At 34.3% G+C, this 23,519-nt stretch carries 16 protein-coding genes and 2 pseudogenes; 7 read left to right on the plus strand and 11 right to left on the minus strand.

The window, feature by feature from the left end:
- Positions 1-129: 129 nt before the first annotated feature.
- Positions 130-807 carry an ankyrin repeat domain-containing protein gene (locus O1Q06_RS04320; protein ID WP_139686853.1) on the plus strand — a complete coding sequence of 226 codons (678 nt, stop codon included), beginning with the start codon at positions 130-132 and terminating at the stop codon, positions 805-807.
- Positions 808-868: 61 nt separating this feature from the next.
- Complete coding sequence (locus O1Q06_RS04325) at positions 869-2,968, plus strand: acetyl-CoA carboxylase biotin carboxylase subunit (RefSeq protein ID WP_410543098.1); 2,100 nt, start codon at positions 869-871, stop codon at positions 2,966-2,968.
- Here O1Q06_RS04325 and O1Q06_RS04330 read toward each other — a convergent pair.
- From O1Q06_RS04330 to O1Q06_RS04355, 6 genes and pseudogenes are all read right to left on the minus strand, one after another.
- A complete protein-coding gene (locus O1Q06_RS04330) occupies positions 2,951-3,940 on the minus strand; it encodes a COX15/CtaA family protein (protein WP_410543099.1) in 990 nt (329 codons plus the stop codon). The genes O1Q06_RS04325 and O1Q06_RS04330 overlap by 18 nt on opposite strands.
- Positions 3,922-5,512 (minus strand): annotated as a pseudogene (locus O1Q06_RS04335) (glycosyltransferase family 2 protein). Before O1Q06_RS04335 ends, O1Q06_RS04330 begins: the two are co-directional and overlap by 19 nt.
- Before the next feature lie 5 nt (positions 5,513-5,517).
- Positions 5,518-5,994, minus strand: a complete 477-nt coding sequence (locus tag O1Q06_RS04340) for a F0F1-type ATP synthase subunit b (RefSeq protein ID WP_010402542.1) — start codon at positions 5,992-5,994, stop codon at positions 5,518-5,520.
- A gap of 7 nt (positions 5,995-6,001) precedes the next feature.
- The gene (locus tag O1Q06_RS04345; RefSeq protein ID WP_410543100.1) at positions 6,002-6,481 is read right to left on the minus strand and encodes a hypothetical protein; all 480 of its coding nucleotides are present in this window, start codon (positions 6,479-6,481) and stop codon (positions 6,002-6,004) included.
- A gap of 3 nt (positions 6,482-6,484) precedes the next feature.
- Entirely contained in the window at positions 6,485-6,712 is a 228-nt protein-coding gene (locus tag O1Q06_RS04350; protein WP_410543101.1) for a F0F1 ATP synthase subunit C, read from the minus strand.
- Positions 6,713-6,771: 59 nt separating this feature from the next.
- Positions 6,772-7,497 (minus strand): F0F1 ATP synthase subunit A, encoded by a 726-nt coding sequence (locus O1Q06_RS04355; RefSeq protein WP_410543102.1) that lies wholly within the window; start codon positions 7,495-7,497, stop codon positions 6,772-6,774.
- A gap of 216 nt (positions 7,498-7,713) precedes the next feature.
- Here O1Q06_RS04355 and O1Q06_RS04360 point away from each other — a divergent pair, with 216 nt between their 5' ends.
- Positions 7,714-7,983 (plus strand): hypothetical protein, encoded by a 270-nt coding sequence (locus tag O1Q06_RS04360; protein WP_410543103.1) that lies wholly within the window; start codon positions 7,714-7,716, stop codon positions 7,981-7,983.
- A gap of 110 nt (positions 7,984-8,093) precedes the next feature.
- On the plus strand, positions 8,094-10,433 hold the full coding sequence (pheT, locus tag O1Q06_RS04365) for a phenylalanine--tRNA ligase subunit beta (protein WP_410543104.1): 2,340 nt from the start codon (positions 8,094-8,096) through the stop codon (positions 10,431-10,433).
- Here the strand turns inward: pheT and O1Q06_RS04370 are convergent.
- Both O1Q06_RS04370 and ileS read right to left on the minus strand, forming a co-directional pair.
- Positions 10,430-13,192: a hypothetical protein gene (locus tag O1Q06_RS04370; protein WP_410543105.1), complete on the minus strand. Its 2,763-nt coding sequence runs from the start codon at positions 13,190-13,192 to the stop codon at positions 10,430-10,432. The two genes, pheT and O1Q06_RS04370, sit on opposite strands and share 4 nt — an antisense overlap.
- Before the next feature lie 41 nt (positions 13,193-13,233).
- The gene (ileS, locus tag O1Q06_RS04375; RefSeq protein ID WP_410543106.1) at positions 13,234-16,407 is read right to left on the minus strand and encodes an isoleucine--tRNA ligase; all 3,174 of its coding nucleotides are present in this window, start codon (positions 16,405-16,407) and stop codon (positions 13,234-13,236) included.
- 138 nt (positions 16,408-16,545) lie between these two features.
- Here ileS and O1Q06_RS04380 point away from each other — a divergent pair, with 138 nt between their 5' ends.
- Positions 16,546-16,734: a hypothetical protein gene (locus tag O1Q06_RS04380; protein ID WP_410543107.1), complete on the plus strand. Its 189-nt coding sequence runs from the start codon at positions 16,546-16,548 to the stop codon at positions 16,732-16,734.
- 43 nt (positions 16,735-16,777) lie between these two features.
- Here the strand turns inward: O1Q06_RS04380 and O1Q06_RS04385 are convergent.
- Positions 16,778-17,646: pseudogene (locus O1Q06_RS04385) on the minus strand (IS982 family transposase).
- Between the two features lie 171 nt (positions 17,647-17,817).
- Positions 17,818-19,140: a tRNA (N6-isopentenyl adenosine(37)-C2)-methylthiotransferase MiaB gene (gene miaB, locus O1Q06_RS04390; protein WP_410543108.1), complete on the minus strand. Its 1,323-nt coding sequence runs from the start codon at positions 19,138-19,140 to the stop codon at positions 17,818-17,820.
- A 658-nt stretch (positions 19,141-19,798) separates the two neighbouring features.
- On the opposite strand from miaB, the gene recJ reads away from it, so the two are divergent.
- Positions 19,799-21,538, plus strand: a complete 1,740-nt coding sequence (recJ, locus tag O1Q06_RS04395; protein ID WP_410543109.1) for a single-stranded-DNA-specific exonuclease RecJ — start codon at positions 19,799-19,801, stop codon at positions 21,536-21,538.
- A gap of 18 nt (positions 21,539-21,556) precedes the next feature.
- Here recJ and O1Q06_RS04400 read toward each other — a convergent pair whose 3' ends face one another.
- Positions 21,557-22,729, minus strand: a complete 1,173-nt coding sequence (locus tag O1Q06_RS04400) for an NADH-quinone oxidoreductase subunit D (protein ID WP_410543110.1) — start codon at positions 22,727-22,729, stop codon at positions 21,557-21,559.
- 264 nt (positions 22,730-22,993) lie between these two features.
- Between O1Q06_RS04400 and O1Q06_RS04405 the strand changes: the two genes are divergently transcribed.
- Positions 22,994-23,515, plus strand: a complete 522-nt coding sequence (locus tag O1Q06_RS04405; RefSeq protein WP_410543111.1) for a cytochrome b — start codon at positions 22,994-22,996, stop codon at positions 23,513-23,515.
- Positions 23,516-23,519: the final 4 nt, after the last annotated feature.

The following is a 23,519-nucleotide window of genomic DNA, read 5'->3' on the forward strand; positions in this document are numbered from 1 at the left end:
ACCGATGATAACTAAAATTTGTACTTGCAACAACGTGGAACTATAGTAAATTTGAAAGATCAATTTACATTTATTTTTAACAAACTGCATTGTATAATTTAATATTAGTGAATGCAGTGAGGTGTATATATGGATAATTTATTTGAAATTGCAAGAGGAGTTGTAACAAAAGAGGATGAAAATAAATTTATTGAAGCTTGCAAGAAAAGAGTTGCTTGTGTAGCTAAGCATAGAATTGATGAAAATGGAAACCCATTTCATATAGCAGCAAGTAAAGGGTTTCTATTATCTGCGTTACAGGGGATCATAAAGTATTTAGAAAAAGATACTGAGAGCAAAGTCAAGAAAGCAAAAGAAGCTAAAGATTGGGAAAAAGTAAAAAGATTAGAAAAGGAATTTAAGAATAACAAGAAATATATTAAGGAAGCACTCCTCGATAAAAGCTATATTAAGGATGACGGGAAGAAGGCAGTATCACCCCTTTATTTCTTGGACCCTGCAGAGCGGAAAGAAGTTAAGCAAATTGCAGATATAAAATGTGGCTTTATATGTAATAAGAAGTTTCATCTATGCTTATATATAGCAGGGGCTATAGTGTGTGCTATCGCTATGTGTGTATCTTTGTATCTTCTATTTTCGGTTTCTCAGTCTCTTGCGTTGGCTTCAATAGCGACAATAGCTTCTGGAGGGTCTTCATATCTGTTATTTAAGGCATGTAACGAGGTATATGGCCTCTATAACGAAAGTACTATAGTGACAGATCCTAATGTTATGCAACTTTTAGAGGGTGGTTTAGCCCCAACATGAAGTACTTGCAAGGAATAATATAGAAATTTACTTTCTTAACTTAAGAAAGTATACTGATAAGATGATAAGAAAGAAGTATAGTAAAATTTTAATAGCAAATAGAGGAGAGATTGCTTGCAGGATAATCAAAACTGCGCGCAAGATGGGTATATCTTGTGTATGCGTATATTCAGATGCAGATGTAAATTCTGTGCATGTAAGGCAAGCAGATGGGTCGAAGTACATTGGTCCTTCACCTTCTTGCCCGAGTTATTTAAATATTGAAAAAATATGCGAGGTGGCAGTTGAAACAGGTGCTGAAGCGGTTCATCCTGGCTATGGGTTTTTAGCAGAAAATCCAGATTTTCCCCGTGCTCTGGAAAAACATAACATAGATTTCATTGGTCCAAGTGCAGAAACAATAGAAGTTGCAGCCAATAAAATAACAGCAAAAGAAGAGGCAAGAAAAGCTGGAGTAAATGTAGTGCCAGGATATATGGGTAAGATCGAAGATGCTGCCCACGCAGCCATCGTTGCTGAAGAGATTGGTTTTCCCGTTATGCTCAAAGCTGCATCAGGTGGTGGTGGCAAAGGAATGCGAATTGTATATTCCAAAAAAGAAATTGAACTAGCATTTACATCAGCAACAAATGAAGCAGAGAAAAGTTTTAAAGATGGCAGTATTTTTATAGAGAAATATATAGAGCTGCCAAGACACATTGAAATACAAATCATAGCAGATAAATATGGCAATATAGTGTGTCTTGGAGAGAGGGAATGCTCGATACAAAGGAATAACCAGAAAATAATGGAAGAAACTCCAAGTCCATTTATTAGTGAAGAAGTAAGACAAAAAATGTATGCCCAATGTGTTTCTTTGGCAAAGCAAGTTGGTTATTTTTCAGCAGGTACTGTCGAGTTTGTTGTAGATAAAGACCAAAACTTCTATTTTCTTGAGGTAAATACGAGATTACAAGTTGAGCATCCAGTAACAGAATTTATAACTGGAATAGACATAGTAGAAGAAATGATTAGAACTTCCTGTGGAGAAAAATTGAGATTCAATCAGGATGATATTAAACTTACTGGTTCTGCAATAGAAAGTAGAATTTGTGCTGAAGACCCATCAAAGAAATTTTTTCCTTCCAGCGGAAGAATCAAATATTACGACAAACCAGATGAAAATGGTCATGTAAGAATAGATGATGGAGTAGCTAGCGGTTCAGAAATCAGCATGTTCTACGACTCAATGATTGCAAAAATTATAACCTATGGAAAAGATAGAATAGAAGCAATCAGCAGAATGCAAAAAGCATTGTCTGAATGTTATATAGAAGGAGTAACAAATAATATAGAATTTCTAGAATCCATTTTCCATCATCCAAACTTTATTGCAGCAAAACTCCACACAAGATTCATTCCAGACCATTATCCCAGTGGGTTTCAAGGCGATTTTATCACAGAGGAATATATTAAAATATTTATTTTTGCTGCACTGTATGTTCATTTAGAAAATGAAGAAAGGTACTATCACAAAGCAGTAAATGAAACAACTCAGGTGTCATTTCAGTGCGTGACACTGGAATCTAGTAAAAAAGAAGAGGCACCAGTGTCAGCTACTCGGATGATACCTTATGGCATTGAAACAACAGATGACCATGCAAGAGATTTATTCATAGTGAAAATAAATGACAATGAGTACTCCGTAAATGCAAAGTATCAAGATAACACATTAACAACAGTATATAACCACAATAAATACTCCGTGGTAGGTAGGTGGAAATCAAGTTATAGATTGCTACATATCATAATTAATGGCGATACCAACATAGCACTTAAAATAGAAAGGCAAGGCAGCAAATACTTTATAAGACACGCAGGTATGAAAGCTAAATGTTGTGTATTGAAACCTCATGTAGCTAAACTAAGCAAATTAATGCTAAACAACAAAACAGAAGGGATTTCAGTAGACACTGTGACATCTCCAATATCTGGTTTATTAGTTAAATTACACGTAAATGCTGGAGATCAGGTAGAAATAGGACAACCTCTCTTTGTTGTGGAGGCAATGAAAATGGAAAATATCATATGTGCTGAATCAGAAATGGTGATAAAAAATATCCCTGTTACAGAGGGGAAAAATGTACAGACTGGTGATTTGGTATTAGATCTGCTTTCTTAAATAACACAAGAAATATAAACCTGACCCAAATAAGATAAATGAAAACATTTGATGGGCTATGGCAATGGCCATTGGTATATGCAGCAACAAAGTGACTACTCCTAAAATTACCTGAATAATGACGGAGAGTAGCATAATATATGCTGGTTTTACACTAGCATTTTTTATTGTGAGTATTGCTGTCAGAACTAATATCAGCAATGCCAATGCCCGGTGTATGAATTGCACTGTTACTCTATTTTCAAAGATATTGAGCCATGTAGGCTGTAAGAAAAATAAATCTTCTGGAACAATTTGTCCATCCATCAGTGGAAAGGTATTGTAAATTAAACCAGCATTTAGCCCTGCAACAAATGCACCGAAGATTATTTGTACTGTCACTAGGATTAAAATTATCCATATGTAACATGTACTAACCTTAAGTTTAGTTTGCCTTGGTTTGATTTGGTAATCAAAAAATTGATATGACAATAATGCAAAGATAACCAACGCAAGCAGTAAGTGAAGTGCAAGCTTATAGTGACTAACATGAGGATTAGATACCAAACCGCTTTTTACCATATACCAACCAGCAAAAGCTTGTAAAATTCCAAATAATAGTGCTGTAGATAACCTTATTACTGCATTTTTAGGTATTCTTTTTTTTAGTGTAAAGTATATAAATGGTAAGATAAAAACTAAACCTGTCAGCCTTGCAATTAACCTGTGCACATATTCTATTAAGTATATGGTGCGAAACTCTTCCATACTCATACCATAATTAAATGCTTTATATTCAGGTGTAGCTTCATATTTTGATTTTTCTTTTAGCCAGTCTTGTTCACTCAGCGGTGGCAATGTTCCGGTAATTGGTTTCCATTCCGTGATTGACAATCCTGCTTTTGAAAGTCTGGTAAATCCACCAATTCCCACCATGCAAATCACCATGAGAGAGCAGAGAAAAAGCCAAATAGCTACAGGTTTTGCTTCCATAATCCATGCTGAGTTTTATTCCATTGCTGAGGGTGAATAACAAATTCCCACAAAGCGAGAAAAGCTGCAACGCTATGTAGTAGACTATAGACGGGAAAAAATATTGATACTATATAAAAATAAAAAGGCATTTTTTGTTGTCTGATAGCTATTATCAAAAAAATCAAGTTAATACCGTATACTATTATAAAATAATATAAGAATAATTCATTCAAAATTTGAGTCAGCACCAATGAAAGTAACAAAAAAGGAGTCGTGAAAAATATAAAAGCTGAGGAACCAACAAAAAGGTTTAATAGCAAAACTCCCTTAAGCCCAGTGTGCTTAAAAAGTAATTTTATATTTTTTAAATGAACGATATAAGTTTGCATATAACCTTTAATCCAGCGTGCTCTTTGTTTGATCCAAGCAAACACAGTAGTTGGTGATTCTTCCAATGTTTCTGAATCAATAATCCTGGTTTTATATCCCATTTGCGCAAGTCTCAAACCAAGGTCAGCGTCTTCAGTGACATTGTAAGCATCCCAAAAAAGCACTTTCTTTAAAATTTCCACTGAAAAATGGTTACTGCTACCGCCCAAAGGTATTGGCATGTTCATTTTTTGAAATCCAGGCAAAAAATATTGAAACCAGTTCATATACTCGAGAGAAAAGAATTTTGTAAGAAAATTGCAACCAAAGTTATAGTAATTTAATTTCGCCCGTATACAAGCCAACTTTTCGTCGCCCTTATTAAATTCAATTAGTGCTTTTTTTTAACTGCAACGGATCTGGCTTGTCATCTGCATCATATATTACCACATACTTTCCTCTAGCAAAGCTCATAGCATAATTGCATGACTTAACTTTTGTTCTAGGCAGAGAATGAGGCACTTTTATTACTTCAAAATACTGTGGTAAAGTGCATTTTTCTATAGCTGCCAACATTTCTTGATCATCGCTCTCTATCACAAGCTTTACATCTAATTTTGATTTTGGATAATCCAAACTTTCAATGCTCTTAATCAATTGCTTTATAACCGCATTCTCTTTAAAAGCAGGCAATAAAATAGTATATATAGGTTCATTCATCTTATCATAATCTGCTTTTTGGTTAGAAATTTTACGCAAGCCAAAAATTTTAGTTACAAATTTGAATAAAGAACTAGAACATCCGATTATAAATATCAACACCAAAGCAAAATATGCATATTTTTTTGTCAGTGTTAAAGTCGAAATCATAACAAAGAAAGAGGAAAAAAAGATTGAACTGAGCCTAATGCTTTTAGCTGAAAAATTAGGATTCTTATAATATAAGTAGTTACTTGCGAATTCTGAAATACCAAAGTGTGAGTTAAGAAGATTTAAAATCTGTTTGCTATCTACTTTTATCAATACATATTCAATACCGTAATGAGATTCGACCCAAAGGTTGATATCTTGGCTTATGTCTTCAACCACAAAAAAAGTAGTATCATTTAATTTTTGCCAAGGAATTATATTAAACCTATAGTAGAAAAGTTTCTCTTGTTCTTTGCATAAACTAGAATCAAATTTAATTTTTTCTACATTATCAGTTTGAAGTACAGGCATTAAACTTAATGCAACTTTTTGCTCAAGTCACGTGAAAACGAAGATATAACCTCACTACTACGCTTATCATCTTTACGTTCATGCATTATTTTTTTTACAGCATCAGCAGCTATACTCGCTGTATTAGCTTGTAAATCCCCAAGAGCTTTTTCAACTTGGTCAGTAACTTTCTTCAAATTAGAATGGGAATTTTCATCTAACGTTTGATCGAGTTGCTGTCTATTATGCTTAATAATACTATTAGCCTTATCAAGTGCTTCATTCATCATTTTGTTAACTTCTGCATCTAATTTTTTGTATTTTTCAGAAGATTTTTTGTAATACTCCAACATATCTTTTCTGAATTTTTCAGTTTCTTCACTTGAAAACTTGCTTTTGTTACGTTTATTGTTAAGCGCGTTTTTTATTACCTTCCTTAGCAATTTATATGAGAGGATAAAACCTACTAAAAAAGCAAGGCTTATAACTAGTAATGTAGACATAAAAACCCTAAAATTCTTTGGATACCAAATCAGCAACAAATTCCTCTTCAATCTCAGAATTAGTTAACTTAGTATAGTAAATCAAAGCAATACTAGTAGCCATTTGTTTTAATTCACTAATATACTTAGATTTAAATTGTATTACCTTTTCTTCAACAAGTTTAATCATCTTCTTGTCTTCCTCTTCCAATATATCCTTAACATTCGCTCTCATTTCTTCTACTTGAGCAAATGCATCATCTATGATTTTTTTTGCCCGTACTCTAGCTTGATTTAAAGCTGCATTATACTTGGCAATTTGCTCTTCTGTAAGTCTTAAAAGGCGAATAGAACTATTAAATGAATCTAACACTTCTTTACTTCTAGTGCTTATTATTTCATCTAACTTCGGTAAAAACAAACAACTCACTACAAAAAAAAGTGAAGAGAAAAAAATTAAAAACCAAAAAATTTGAGAAGAGAAAGTTGAAATATCAAGCTGTGGCATCTGTTAAGCAGCAAATATCAATAACACTGCAAGTAAGAACGCAAGTAACCCCATGATTTCAACCATGGCAGCACCAATATAAACGTAAGTTTTCATTTTACTTTCTGATTCAGGATTTCTTGCAATCCCATTTAACATAGCAGAAAAGATATTAGCTATACCTAAAGCAGCACCGAGCATTCCAAACACAGCGAAACCAATTGCTATAAATTTTAAAGCCACTAAGTCCATATATTACCTTTAACTATTTCTTTATAATATAATTGTAAAATATTCTGCAAGGAAGTCAATTACTTTACTGCATCTGACAAATATACACATGTTAATATAGTAAATATATAAGCTTGTAAAACTGCAACAAATACTTCAAATCCTATTAGTGCAATTATAAACAAAAAAGGTGCAGGAGTAAGAAATATGTTCATATTCATGATGAATCCTGCTATTACTTTGATGATCGTATGACCCGCAATCATATTTGCTGCAAGCCTTATTGATAAACTAATCGGTCTTACTAAATAAGCAAATAATTTAATAATGATGATTATAGGTGCAAGCCACGAAGGAGTTCCTTTTGGTAGCAATATGCGTAAAAATTCTACTCCTCTTTCTTTAAACCCAACAATCGTTATATAAGTAAAAACCACCATTGATAAAGCGAAGGTAACTATCACATGACTTGTAACTGTGAAACTATAAGGAAGAACGCCAACTAAATTACACGATAAAATGAAAATAAATACTGTAAATATCAAAGAAATGTGCTCCAAACCTTTGCTTCCAGTGTTACTTTCTATTATTGAAACAACAAAATCATATACATATTCAACTGCAGCTTGCAAATATCCTGGTATTACTGCACCTTTTCTTATTCCAAGGAGCAAAAACAGTACCATCAATATCACCGAGATCATCATAAAAAGAGATGAGTTGGTAAAGTTTATGTCATACCAAAATAATTTTGGTAGTTCTATTATTGTATATACTTTAAATTGTTCTAGCGGATTTAACGCCATTTTGACCCTGTATACTTAAACTGCAGCAGTAAATAAAGTATAAATTTTATAGAATAAAGTCAAGAATTAATATAGGGAGCTCTGTATTATTATAGCATTAACATATTAACAAAATATACAATTAAAATGCAAATTATAGTCAGCTACCAAGCTTATTCTAAATTCTTGACTTAACATCTTATTTTAACTATAATTTAATTTTAATATGAGGCAATTATGAACGAAATAGATTTTACTAATCCACCTTTAAATCTAGAACAGGAATGTGGTAACGGGTACATCAAGTTTACAGATTATTCTTCTAACTCAGACACTGGTCTTTTCCACATGGCAGGTGAAATGCTAAATGAAAGCCATGATGTTATAGGAAATTTCACTGGTGATACTTACATTTATAATTTCCATATAGATGATCACAATATGAACATTCAACTCTGCATGGAAATGGACTGCAAAGGTGATATAAAGAAAATTCTTTCTTTGTAGAAAGAGTAGGCTTTTCTGTTGTTTCTTGCAATATAGAAGCCACTTATTACAACAAACTTTAAAAACATCACACTTTACATTACAATGAATTTTTGTTTCTTGTTAGATAGATGAAATTCACATTATCTTGGTTATTAGAGTACTTAGAAACCAATTCTAGTTTAGAGGAAATTACTGATAAATTAACTCACATAGGGTTGGAAGTAGAGAATGTGATCGACAATTCCAGATTGGCCGGGTTTGTTGTTGCAGAAGTATTAGAAGTCGCACCTCATCCAAATGCTGATAAATTAAAATTATGTAAAGTAAATGATGGAAGTAAAGTTCTGCAGATAGTCTGCGGAGCAAAAAATGTTAAAGAAGGCATGAAGACTGTACTTGCATCTCTTGGTAGCACATTGCCAGAAAGCAACTTTACAATTAAGCCTACAAAAATAAGAGGAGTGCTAAGTGAAGGGATGCTCTGCTCTGCCTCTGAGCTTTCGCTGACTCAAGATGAAAGTGAAGGAATAATCGAGCTTTCTGATGATTATAAAACAGGAGATAAATTTTTCAATTGCGATCCTGTAATTGACATAAACATCACTCCAAACCGTGGAGATTGCTTAGGCGTATATGGAATAGCTCGAGATTTAGCAGCAACTGGAATTGGAACGCTAAAGGCTTCAAACATTCCACAACTTGCCTGCTCTATAAATTCACCAGTAAACGTCAAAGTTACTGACGGGGAGAGCTTTATTAGTGGAATATACATCACCAATGTAAAAAATAAAGAAAGCCCAAAATGGTTAAAAGATAAATTGGAATCGATAGGAATGCGCTCCATTTCTGCAATAGTTGATATTACTAATTACATCATGATATCTTTTGGCCGCCCAATGCACGCATATGATGCAAAGAAAATAGAAGGTGAGCTCATAGTATGCAAAGCAAATGATGGAGAAAAATTTATTGGTTTAAATGGTAAAGAATATTCATTAAATAAAGAAATAAGAGTTATTTCTGATGATAAAAATGTTCATGGAATTGCTGGAATTATGGGCAGCAAGTATAGCGAATGTACACTTAAAACTACTGATATCTTTTTAGAGTCTGCTTGGTTTGACCCCATCTCCATCACTAAATCTTCAAGGCAGCTAGGCATCTCCACAGACTCAAGTTACAGATTTGCACGTTCAATTGACCCTGAATTTACCCTTGATGGACTCAATCTTGCAGCCAAAATGATTTTGGATTTATGTGGCGGAGAAGTGTCAAGCATAGTGTCTGCTGGCAATTTGAATAAGGCTGATACCAAGATAAATTTTGATTATCAAGATGCAAACAAACTTGGAAGTGTATCTGCATCACCTAATGAGCTGTTCGATATTTTAACAAAGCTAGGGTTTAGTATCGATAAAAAAACCGAAGGTAATTGGAATATACAAGTACCAAGCTGGAGACCAGACATAAAAATACCTACTGACCTAGTTGAAGAGGCAGTAAGAATATACGGCTATGATAAAATAAAGGAAGAGCAACTAGCAGAAGACGTTACAGTAGAAGAAGAGACACAAGATGATTTGCGCATTTTAATGACAAGCAGAGGATTTCATGAAGTGATAACTTGGTCTTTTATGAGTGAATCAATAGCTGAAAAGTTTGGTTACTTGAATAAGTTATTCATTATCGATAATCCATTTAATAATAACTTCAATATAATGAGGCCAAGTGTCATACCAAATTTGTTGCAAGTCACTGCAGATAATATTGCTCATGGGATATCTGATCTCGCAATTTTTGAAATTGGACCAATTTATAATGGTGAGGCTCAGTCTAAGTACGTTTTAAGTGGAATTAGATCAGGAAATAATTCGCCGAAAAACCACTATAACACTGATAGAAAAATAGATATTTTTGACGCAAAGGCTGACCTCATAACAGCTTTGGAACTTTTTAATGTCAATTGTGATAATTTAGCAATAGAGAGAGCAGAAAAAGAATATTATCACCCAGGAAAATCAGGCTCCTTATCTTTTAGAAGTAAAATAGTTGGTTATTTTGGAGAATTGCATCCGAGTATATTGGATTTTTTTAACATCAAACAAAAAATTGTAGGCTTTGAGTTGATATTAGAAAATATCGAAAATTTACCTATAAGTAGAAAAAAATTTATCGATTATAAATATCAAAGTGTAAAACGCGACTTTGCATTTATTGTAAATAAAGATGTAGCAGCAGGCAGTATAATCAATATGGTGAAAAAAAGCTCAGAGCTCATCACAGAAGTTTTGATATTTGATGTATATCATGGAAACAATATAGAATCGAATAAGATGTCTATAGCATTTTCAGTTACTTTCTGCTCTCCAACTCACACTTTAACTGAAGAGGAAATCCAAAAAGAATCAAATATGATAGTCAACTTAGTGTGTGAAAATACTGAAGGAACCTTGAGAGCTCATCATTAAGACGTAATCGCCGTTTCCTGATTTTGCTGTGTCACGGTTACTTCATCCAATTTATTCCCTATCTTGAATTCAATATCCTTGAAAAACCTATCCCACATTCCATGCAAATGCTCTTCTACTTTAGGCCATACATCATTTTTAAATGTTTCTCCATCATCAGAAAATAAATTGCCCAACAAAGCTCCAAATTCTTCATAACTTGACTTGAGACATTGAAGAAATGTCTCTACTTCCTTATGAGTATCATGTGCCACACTCAATGCTTTCCCTTCTGTGCTATTATCTTTGTTTACAGTAGCTGACCATCCAATCACATTATAATTAAAACCAACTTTGAGAGAGTTCCAAATCCTCCACAAACCACTCTCATTATCTTTTGGTACATTATTTATTATAAGATTTGCTAATCTCTCTACTAGAGAAGACAATAAATCTTGACAAAAGTGTTTGATATTATTTTTTATTTTAATAATAGGAGTTTTTATGCACTTTTCTGCCAAGTAGTACTCAAGTTCCGCTTCCTCTAATAACTTCTTAATTTCTTCTTCATCAAAAGTTTCATGCTTGAATGCTTTCAATAAATCATCTTCTATTATTGCAAATTTTATTTTTTCACGAGATTCTAGTTCTTCTCTATAATCATTTTTTGTTTTTTTATTTATCAACAATCCTTCTTTTTCTAATTCTAACTGTTTTAATGCTTTTAGAATTTCTTGGTTATTTTGCAAGTGCTTCTCTATTAATTTTGTACTTGGATGCTCTTCTCCTTTTCTCTTTCGCTCATCTTCTAAGTACTTATTTAAATCCTCACTTTCTTCTATTACTTCTCTTAACGATATAGGTTGATCTAAGCATTCTGCAATTTTCACTCGATGCACATTAATCCTCTGTACTAAATCCGGCTCCTTTTCCTCTAACAGCTTACATGAATTCTCTATACCCTTTGCTTGACTTTTAAACAAATCTTGCGTTTTACGTTTCGTTATTTCTAAATACATCTTTGCTATAAAATCATTCACTTCATCTAAAGCTTCTTTTAAACTTTTCTTGCTAGAATGATGTTTTATCTTCTTTTCTAAACTTTGAAACTGATCTATTAAGCTGAGCATGACTAATCGATCTAACTCACCCTTTGCTTTTTTCATTACTGATTTTATTAGCCTTCGCTCAACTTTTTGATCACCATACTCGAACTTAAAAAGACCTTCTAATTTCCTTTTTAAATCATCGTCTGTCAAGTTATTTTTTCCTTCATCATATATTGCTTTCAATTTTTTATGGATCCTAATATATCTTTCCTGTCCTTCTTTTTTTAAACACTCAATCTCTCTTTTAGTGTTATCTAGAGCTTTCTTCGTTTCTTGAGGATATATATCCTCATAAACATCAATAATTGCCCTCTCAGCTATTTTCCCTTCTTCTTTAAGTCGTTCCCATTCTGCTTTAAATACAGGAAGCTCACTATCGTCCAATATACCAGGTACTCTTGCTCCTACTTCTTTCAGATCTCTTATTATCACTTCTTTCTCATCTGATAATTCCTTACCTTGACTCTCTAATTCCTGCCTCACTAAAGTATTTTTTAGCTCATCCTCCAGTGAAAAATCTTCTCCCCGTCTATTTTGCTGAAACTTAATTGCTTGTATAAAGGCAACTTGATAAGCATTTTCTATTAAGTGAGTTGTCAGCTTAAAATCTATACTACTCACCACTTTCAACCTGAACTCGCTTAACAATTCCTTCAGCTTATCATATGTAATCTCTTTCTTTTCTAGCTTCACCAGCTCTTCCATAGTTCTTGCGCATCCTTGAATGGAAGTTGCAAGTATATCCTTGATTTCATTACGCAATGGCTTAAGACCATTTTTTAAATTGATGTTAGTTGACAATTTCAGTACAATGTTATGCTTCGAATCCCTCGTTACACTAAACCACTGATTATTTTCATTCTCACATAAGTCTCTAAGTAATCGTTTAAATTGTGGTGGAAATTTTATTTCCATATCCCACGCAATATTTGGTCCAGGATTTCCCTTCTCATGAAAAGATACCTCAATATTTTGATGCTTATTAGAATACCGTCCCATACTTATTTTAAGAGCAGTAACTAAAGAGTGAGATAAATCTCTATCTAAAAGATAAAAAGTAGCCAAAGCAACTGTTGCAGGAACAATCAAAGCTAAAAGCACAGTCACATTAACAAAAATTGCCATTGCAGCAAGAGCGCCATATGCCAATCTTTTTGGCACACTTGTTTCACCCTTTTTTGTCTTATCTTCACCTACATCAGCTTGTGTCTTGCTGTCTGCTTTAAATCTACTATATATGACTAACCCCATTGCAGTAAAAACAATATAAGGAAGTACTAAAACTGATAGAGCTAAATTTAACACTTTCTTTTCTGGGCAAGCTCTATTTATTTCCCTAAATATTTCGCTTGATATATTATACCAGGAAGTAAAAAAGTCAGAGTTGTAATCTTTATAATGAAATATACTGAGTGGAATATCAAAAGCAGCAGCCTTGCTATCAAAGAATTCTTCCACTTCCTCTAAATCAGAAATAAATTCTCTCTCTTCTGAAGTAACAACACCTAAATCATTCCCTTCTTCTACATTAGAAACATCTTCCATAGCATCAAAAAACTCTTCTTCCTCTTCCAAAGCAACATTGGAAATAGATTGTATTTTATCTAAATCATCATTATTGTTATTTAAATCAACAATTTCTTTACAATCATCTTCAACAATCTGATTCATACTACAAACCTACCTAAAGCAGTCTCAGTATATCATAAACATTAGTAACTTTGCAATTTTATTAACTTAATACCAACTATCAAACCTTGATATTCTTTAGAATAGAAATCGGCTTCGATCTCTGTATTAATGTCCAAAGATAAGGCAAGAGTTTGTTCTTTTATATATTCAATCCATGTATTTATTGCTTTCTTAAATTTCTCATCTTCTGTTTTTATTATTACTATAATTCTATCTGATATATGGAAATCAGCTTGTTTTCTAGTTTCTTGAATAAGCCTCACAACATCTCTCGCGAGTCCTTCTAGAATTAGTTCGTCGTTGAGCTCAGTACTCAGTATAACAATCCCTTTATTATTATCAAATACAGAAGAATATTCACTATTTGCTTTTAACAATAGTTCATACTCACCTTTTTCTATAGTATAGTTCTCTGTTTCATCCCCCAAAAATATTTGCTCGTTCTCAATTTGCCTCCACTTTTCTTCTTTGACATATTGAACTAGTTTCTTGATTTTATCTGCAATCTTCTTACCAAGTAGCGGAAAATTTAGCTTTAGCTCTAGTGACGCAACTTCTTTCAACTTACTCACTATTGCTAGTTCTTTTACATTCACTTCATCTCTTATCATTTCCTGATATTTATCCTCAAGAAAATCGCAGGAAGACTTATGATAAATGATAATACTACTGAGTGGCTGTCTGATACGTATATTAAACGTATTTCTGATAGAGAGCGCAGCATTACATATTTCTCTTACTAAATCCATCTTGACAATGAGCTGACTACCAAACTTCTCTAATTGTGGAAAATCAGCCAAATGAACAGACGTTTCTTTATACTTCAGCCCTTGCCATATAGTCTCTGTTATCAGTGGCAACAAAGGAGCTGCAGCCCGTAGTATGTAATAAAAAACCGTGTATAGAACATTATAAGCATCAGTTTTGTCTTGATCTAAATCATTTTTCCAAAAACGCTCACGACTACGACGAATATACCAATTATTTAACACTTCAAAGAAATTCATCAGGGTTTTACAAGCCTCTTGGGAATTATAGTTGTTCATAGAAGTTTGTATACTTTCCACAGCTTCAAAACATTTGGAAATCATGTAGCGATCAATGGTACTCTGATAATCTTTACAAACCTCAGCTCTAATTCCATCTGCATTTGCATACATGGTAAAAAAGTGATAACTATTCCAAATAGGTTTTATTACGTCCTTCAGAATATCTCGTATCGAATTTCCTTCTTTGTCGAGTAGCAAATTACCACCGCAGACAATAGACCCAGACAGCATAAGAAAACGTAGCGCATCAGAACCGTATTTATCAAAAACCTCCATTGGATCTGCATAATTATTTAAACGCTTGGATAATTTTTGCCCTTTTACATCGAGAACTACGCCGTGACATATGCAATTCTTAAATGGCTCACTGTCAAATAAAGCAGTAGAAAGCACAAAAAGAGTATAAAACCATCCTCTTGTTTGTGCTATATACTCGGTGATAAAATCTGCAGGAAAATTATTTTCAAACCACTCTTTGTTTTTAAACGGATAGTGAACTTGTGCAAATGGCATTGAGCCAGACTCAAACCAACAGTCAAACACATCAGGTACACGACGCATCACTGATTTTCCTATTGGATCATCAGGATTTGGTCTTGTTAAAGCATCGATAAACGGTCTGTGCAAATCATCTATTTTAACATTAAAATCTCGCTCTAGTTCTGCTATCGAACCATACACATCTATTCTTGGATATCTTGCATCATCTGATTTCCATACAGGAATCGGCGTACCCCAGAATCGATTGCGTGAAATAGACCAATCATGTGCTCCTTCAAGCCATTTTCCAAATTGACCATCTCTAATATGATTCGGCATCCAATTAACTCTCTTATTCAGCTCTGTCATTCTCTCCTTAAACTTTGTCACAGCAACATACCAAGAAGGCATAGTGCGGTAGATTAAAGGAGTATCAGTTCTCCAGCAATGTGGATAATTGTGAATATATTGCTCAGTTTTAAACCAACTTCCATGCTCTTTTAATTTCTTTATTACTGTATCATTGGCATCAAAAACATGAACTCCGGCTAAATCAGAAACTTCAGCAGTAAATCTTCCACCGGTATCAATTGGACAAACAGCTCTAATATCATGGCTTTGGCAAAGGTAAAAATCTTCCTCACCAAATCCAGGAGCAGTGTGCACAACACCGGTACCATCTTCTGCTGTAACATAATCGGCAATGAAAACACGGAACGCATTTTTTGTACCTTTAAAGTAATCAAACAGTGGTTTATAGGAAAGACCTGCAAGATCACTCGCTTTAAGTTTTGTATTACAGCTTTCATATTGAATATTGCTCTTTGTACAATGATCAATAAATTTTTCTAGATAATTTTCAGCAAAGATGTAAATTTCACCACTTACTAACATTGCACAATACTCAATATCTTTCCCTATTGCCAGTGCGAGGTTACTCGGCAATGTCCAAGGGGTTGTAGTCCAAGCAAGTAATTTACATTTTTGTTTAAATTGTTTTGGATTTTCTAAAAGTTCAAACGCAACAGTTACAGCTTTACTAGTCTTTTCTCTATATGCGTTATCAAGCCTCGTTTCAAAATTGGAGAGTGGAGTTTCGCACGCCCAACTATATGGAACAACGCGCACTGATTCATACACCAAACCTTTATTATAAAGCTGCTTAAATGCCCACATGACCGACTCCATGAATGACTTATCCATAGTCTTATAGTCATTGTGAAAATCTACCCATCTTGCTTGTCTATTTACATACTTCTCCCATTCTGATGAAAATTTCATCATAGAAGTACGGCAATGATTATTGAATTTTTCAATGCCAAACTTCTCTATCTCAGTTCTACCAGATATTCCAAGTTCCTTTTCTGCACCCATCTCAGCTGGTAAGCCATGGCAATCCCAACCAAATCTACGTTCAACCCTTTTTTGCAGCATAGTTTGATATCTTGCAAATGCATCTTTTATAAAACCAGTAAGCAAGTGTCCGTAATGCGGAAGTCCATTTGCAAACGGAGGCCCATCATAAAATACAAAACAATGACCCTTGGAACGTTTCTCGACTGACTGCTCAAAAATTTTATTTTCCTGCCAAAATTCTATGATTTGCTTTTCTAGCAATGAAAAATCAGGACTGCTGCTTGTATCAGGATAATACTTCATATTCATTTTAACTGGATAAAATCAAAGAATATAGAGCTTTCTGGAAAATTACAAATTCAAAAACTCTGTTTCTATAAACATAGATAGGTATTGACATCATTATACAACATATTAATTCATTAGACTTATTTATTGAGGTTGAAGATGGATAAAGACAATAGAAGTTGGCCTTATCAGAAATTTCATGATGCTAACAAAAATAATAGTAAAAGCAGCTTTGTTTGGGAATCAGTTTCCTATGAATATAATAATTCTGGAAAGATTAAAAAGGTACACTATCAGTGGGAAAAGAAAAAAAAATCCCGCAAATCTATTATATCAAGTCTCATATGATTATGTAACAGAGAGCTGTAGTCCTTTAAACGCTAATTCTGGATTAAGGAAGGAAGAAAGTATAGGAAATGGAAGGCTTTTTGGATTTCAAGGAATAGGAAATGAGAGTAGAAAAGATGTGAACCAAGAAATTAACGGGAGATCTATGGCGAGTATGTTCAATTTCAAGTCTATTTTTGAGGTAGCCAAAAATCGTCTCAATGATCGACCTTTTTCTCAGCAAAATCTTTTCATGTAGTGAAATTAATGCGTTTTTCATCCCCTTTTTCACCTTGGTAACAAGTTTCAAACCGCGGTTAAACAACTCTTGGAAAAGCTCTTTTTTAATATAGCCTTTATCACCAAACAAAAGACCGGTTAATTTCTTAGTTAGGTTTGCTACAGGCTCTCTATCGTCAACATTACCTCTTGTAAGCGTAAAAGCTTGAATTTCACCTTTCTCGTTAATTATCAAATGTAGTTTAAAGCCGAAAAACCAGCCATATGTACTCTTGCTTAATTTTGCAATTCCAGCAAAAACCTTATTTCTTGATATTCTTTTTGCATGGCAAACTGCAATAGGAGTTGTATCTATGTATGAGATTCCAGTAAGTTCTGACCATCCGCAAAGGCACTGTAATAGCATGGCTAAATGCCACAAAACCCTGGGCTTTAGAGCAACAAACCTAGTGTATGAAGGCAACTTCGAAAACTCTGATTTGTAGAGCAATGTTAGGTAATGCAGGTAGAAAGCCTTAAAATTTTCACAGGGAGATTGCTGATACAGGAGGATTATTGTGATAATTTCCGAATGTGTAATTTCTGGCACTCTTGTGGGTTTTTACCGTTTGGCAGTAGTTTATCTGCAAAATTTTTCTCTATATCTCTGCAAAAATCATCGACCAGACAAAACAGTTTTGTTATATCTTCCATGGGTAACCTCATCTATTTTTTTCTATTTGTTGAGTTTACCCTACTCTCCTGACTTTTCTATTCTCTTTTTAATCCAGAATTAGCGTTTTAAGGATTAAATCTAGATAGCTTATAAACTTATAAAACACACAAAGTGCTTCTACATGAGACCATGGGAACACTTTTCTCTAATTAGGCAGCGCATCCCAACAAACTATTTTGCCTAGCTTCCAATATCCTTACATTTACTATTTTATCTTTGTATTTGTCGTCAGGATCATCAACGCATACTGATTGCATGTATGGGCTTTTACCAATAATTTGATTTTGGTGTTTACCTTTTTTATCACTGAATAGAACAGGAATAGTTTTTCCTATCATACTCTGATTAAATTCAAGTTGTTGCTTGCTAATTAATTCCTGTAAACGAAGAAGACGCTCTGTTTTAACCTCTTCTGGTACTTGATCTTTTCTTTCCGCCCCTGGCGTTCCTGGCCTTGGGCTATATTTAAAACTATAAGCCTGAGCGTACTTTACTTTTTCTACTAACTTCACAGTTTCTTCAAAATCTTTTTCAGTTTCTCCAGGAAACCCAACAATAAAATCAGAAGAAAATTCGATTTCAGGTTTCAATTTGCGCAATCTGTCTATTATTTCCAAATACTCCTCTGCAGTGTGTTTCCTGTTCATTGCATGCAATATTTTATTCGAACCTGACTGCACAGGTAGGTGAACAAACGGCATGAGTTTTGATTCCTCCGCATGTACCAAGTAGAGAGATTCGTGCATATCTCTTGGATGAGAAGTTGTGTAGCGGATTCTTTCTAGCTTTTCAATTTTAGCAATGTGACTAATTAATTTTCCTAAATCCCACACCTCTCCTTCGCACTCTCCATGATAAGCATTAACATTTTGACCGAGCAAATTGATTTCCCTTGCCCCATTTGCAACTAACTTCAATGTTTCACGGAATATTTCATTTACTGGTCGTGAATACTCAGCCCCGCGAGTGTAAGGCACCACACAAAACGTACAAAATTTATCACAACCTTCTTGTATGGCAAGAAACGCAGAAGACCCCTGGCTATTGCCATAGCATTCATCTGGCAATTTATCAAACTTCGCAACTTCTGGAAAATCAGTATTTATTACATGACCTTTACTTCTGCTTGCTTTGACTATCAGCTCCGGTAAAACAGCGATACTCTGTGGACCAACAACAATATCAACAAAAGGAGCCCTTCTGAACACTTCTTCTCCCTCTGCTTGCGCTACACATCCAGCCACCACTATGGTCATTTCCTTATTTTTTTGTGATGAATGGATTCTTCCAAGCTCTGAGTAAAGCTTTTCTGCTGCCTTTTCTCTAATATGACAAGTATTTAATATCACCAAATCAGCTTGTTCTGCATCACTAACAACGTTGAACCCTAAAGGCTTAACTATATTCTCTATTAAAATGGAGTCATAAACGTTCATCTGACAGCCGTAAGTTTTAATATATAGGCCTTTCATATTTAAAATTCTTCACACAAATTCTAGCAAATTATACGAAAAACTGAATTCTAGTACAACAGCCAATAAAGATTGCTTGACAAACCTTCTCGCTTTCCTTACTCTGACAGTAAGGGTATTTTAAGAGCTCAAAAATCTATCTCAGTCTGCAGACTTTTCAGTCAATTTCTCAATAAAAAGTGTAGCGTATCCTCTTCGGTGTATACTGTAGTATGTGCGCTACATTTTCTTTCTAATCTTTCAGGAGGGTTTTATGTCCATAATTCCAGATACTTAACCTTTATTCTTAAGCTAAAAAGCGATTGGTACCTATGGTTTTTATAAAGAAAGTGCAAAAAATACTTTAAAGAATATGAAATAAAGGTAGAAAAGGCTTAAGTAACCAAAAACTGTTTCCAGGCATAAATTTGTCATATATACCAAAAAGTAATTACACTAATATAATGTTCACACTTACATAGTAATATAGGCATAATGCTAATTAAAGAGCATGTTATGCAAGAAGAAGTATCAGATTTTACAGATGCTCTTTGTCAAAATAAATGTGATTCCTTTCGAGTGACACTCTCCTATATCTTTCTTTAGGTTATACAGAAGTCTAACACAATTATAGAACAAACGTAAAAGTTCTGGTAAAGTAGTTTTATTTACAAAAAATATGCTACTTGATATTGAAAAACGCAGCATAACAAATGCACTGTGGAAGTTACAAGAAGCAGATCAAAGGGAGATTTTTACTCTTATACAGAGATTTGAGTTGCCAGAAATATTAGCAAGAATATTAGTTGCTCGTGGTGTTAACATAGAAAATGCACATGATTTCTTACACCCACTAATCAGATCGCTATTACCAGATCCCTTTCACCTCCTTGATATGGATAAAGCTGTTTCTCACATAATAAAAGCAATAAACAATAATGAGAATATTGCAATATTTGGTGATTACGATGTTGATGGTGCAACGTCATCAGCATTGATTAATAGGTACCTAAGAGTGATTGGGACACACTCTATAATCTATATTCCAGATCGTGTTGATGAGGGCTATGGATTGAACACAGATGCTTTATTACAACTTAAAAAGAATGGTATTGATTTATGTATTTCTGTTGATTGCGGTACGCTTGCATATCAACCAATAGAAGAGGCAAGGGTTTTTGGACTTGATATTATAGTTGTCGATCATCATCTTGGTACAGAAAAATTACCAAGTGCTGTAGCAGTTGTTAATCCCAACCGCCTTGATGAGAGCTCTCCTTATAATAACTTAGCAGCAGTTGGAGTGTCATTTCTGCTAATTGTTGCTCTTAACAGAAGCCTACGTGAGCAAGGATTTTTTACCAACAAAAAAGAACCAGATTTATTTAATCTACTGGATTTGGTTGCTCTTGGAACTGTTTGCGATGTTATGCAGATTACAGGCCTAAATAGGGCTTTTGTTTTACAAGGATTAAAAGTTATGTCAGCAAGAAAAAATGTTGGCTTACGTGTTTTGTTTGACGCTTTGGGAATCCTTGAAAAACCAAGTGTTTCACGATTAGGGTTTAGTATTGGGCCATGTATAAATGCCGGAGGAAGAATTGGAGAAGCATCGCTCGGTGCAAGGTTGCTTTCCACCGATGATGATGATGATGCACATTCAATCGCGCTAAAACTAATAGATTTGAATAATGCAAGAAAAATGCTAGAAAATGAGGCTATTTTGGAAGCTACAACACAAGCGGAAAATTTTGCCCACTTAGGTGTAAATTTTATAATGGTAAGTGGTAATTGGCACCAGGGAATAATTGGTATCATTGCATCAAGACTAAAAGAGCAGTTTCACTTACCAACGATAGTGATATCTTTAAACAATGGAATAGGAAAAGCAAGCTGCAGGTCAATTTCTGGGATAGATATTGGCGCTGCGGTTCTTTCTGCAAAATTTACCAACCTAATCATTGAAGGTGGTGGTCACAGTATGGCAGCAGGATTTTCGATTGAGGAAGGTAAAATAAGTGATCTATATGATTTTTTTACTGAAAGATTTGCAAACTCTACAAATGACAAAATCATAAAAGCCGATGGCATAGTAACAGCTAAAGCAATAAACTTATCCTTGTGGAATCAATTGCAACGCTTAGAGCCATTTGGTGTTGGCAATCCTGAACCGAGATTCATCATTCAAGGGGCAAAGATAAGAAAGCCGGAAGTTATAGGAGTTGACCATATAAAATGTTTTATTGCTGACGATAATGTTATGGTCAAAGCTATTGCGTTTCGCTGTGCAAATACTGAGCTTGGCTCTGCTATTATGCGGGGTAATGTTAAAGCCATTTTGGGTAAAATCTCTATGAATTACTGGAATGGCAATGAATTTATACAATTTATGATAGAAGATGTCTTAACCATTAGTTAAGTTACTATTTTAAAATAATTACCTATCAATCTCACCAAAGACTATGTCGAGTGAACCGATAATTGCTGCAATGTCAGCAAGCATGTGTCCTTTTGCCATGAAATCTAAGGCCTGTAAATGCGCAAAGCCAGGTGCTCTTATTCGACATCTATAAGGTCTATTCGTACCATCTGAAACTATATATACTCCAAACTCACCTTTTGGCGCTTCAACAGCCACATATGCCTCACCTTCTGGCACATGATATCCTTCTGAATAAAGCTTAAAATGATGAATCATAGCCTCCATAGATTCTTTCATTTCTGCTCTTGGCGGTGGAGAGATCTTTCTATCTTCAGTTTTTATTGGCCCTTCAGGCATTTTCTCTATGCATTGTTTCACCAAGCTAACAGACTGCCTAATCTCTGCCATTCTTACTAAATAACGATCATAACAGTCACCATTTTGGCCGATAGGTATATCAAAATCTAACTGATCATATATCTCATATGGCTGGCTTTTTCGCAAGTCCCAAGCAAGTCCAGCAGCACGGAGCATTGGTCCACTAAAGCCCCAATCAAGCGCCTGTTTTATTGATATTTCACTAATTCCTACAGTGCGTTGCTTCCATATCCCATTTTCCGTTAAAAGTTCATCAACATCATCTATATGCTTTGGAAATTGCGCTATAAATTTTGCAATATCCTCAATCAAACCTTCTGGGATATCTGCTGCAAGTCCACCTGGCCTTATATAAGCTGCGTGAAATCTTGCACCTGAGGCCCTTTCATAGAACTCGAGTATTTTTTCTCTCTCTTCAAAGAGCCATAAAAGAGGAGTCATCGCCCCAACATCAAGCGCTTGGGAAGAGATATTTAGTAAATGATTTAGTATTCTTGTCAGCTCACAAAATAGAACACGCAAATATTTTGCCCTAATCGGAACTTCGCACTGCAATAATTTCTCTACACATAACGAATATGCATGCTCTTGTGACATTGGCGACACATAATCAAGGCGGTCAAAATAAGGCAGAGCTTGAAGATACGTTTTATGTTCTATTAACTTCTCAGTGCCGCGATGCAAAAGTCCAATGTGGGGATCTGCCCTCTCGATCACTTCACCATCCATCTCTAAAACAAGACGTAACACCCCGTGTGCAGCTGGGTGCTGAGGGCCAAAGTTTAGCATCATTGTCTTTAGATCAGGCATGCTTGGTAGCTTAAGGTATTGGAATTGTATAGGGTAAAATATGCTTAAAGTCAATAGGCTTCTTGTACAAGCTATAACTCATCGTTACAATAGAAAAACTCTCAAAAACTTCACCACTTCTTCATGATCTGATAGACAATGTTTATGTGTCACATACAATTATTGCACTTATGTTGATCAAGGCAGCGAAATTATGTATAGATAATTTTGATTGAGAAATAGTTTTTCTACCATATAAATTCTACTTTAGAGTAATCAAAATTAATGAAAGACAATAAATATAGTTTAGGTTTAAGGATCATTCATTGGTTAATGTCTGCTCTTATTATTGGTATGCTTTGTTCTGGGCTGTACATGAAAAGTTTGCCGATTAGCAGTGAAATTAAATTCAGCATATACGCTATTCATAAGGCTTGTGGTATCACCGTTCTTGGATTAATTATAGTACGTATATTTTTTCGCGTCTTTACTTATGTTCCGCCATTACCAGCCAATTTTTCTCGATTCGTAATCAATGCGAGCAAAACGATACACTTTGGTTTGTATTTTTTGATGGTGCTAATGCCATTATCTGGTTATGTCATGTCTTCTGCTTCTAGCAAAGAGATCAAATATTTTTTTCACATCCCTTTATTAATTAACCATAATGAAGATCTAGCTAGTGCAGCTAATCAGTTACACTCGATACTTGCATATTTTATGATACTCTTTATAGCCTTGCATATAATTGGTGCTTTAAAACACACATTTATAGATAAACAAAACATTTTTAAACGTATGATATAGGTTG

This window comes from Wolbachia endosymbiont of Tetranychus urticae (genome assembly GCF_046529255.1).
Classification (GTDB): Bacteria; Pseudomonadota; Alphaproteobacteria; order Rickettsiales; family Anaplasmataceae; genus Wolbachia.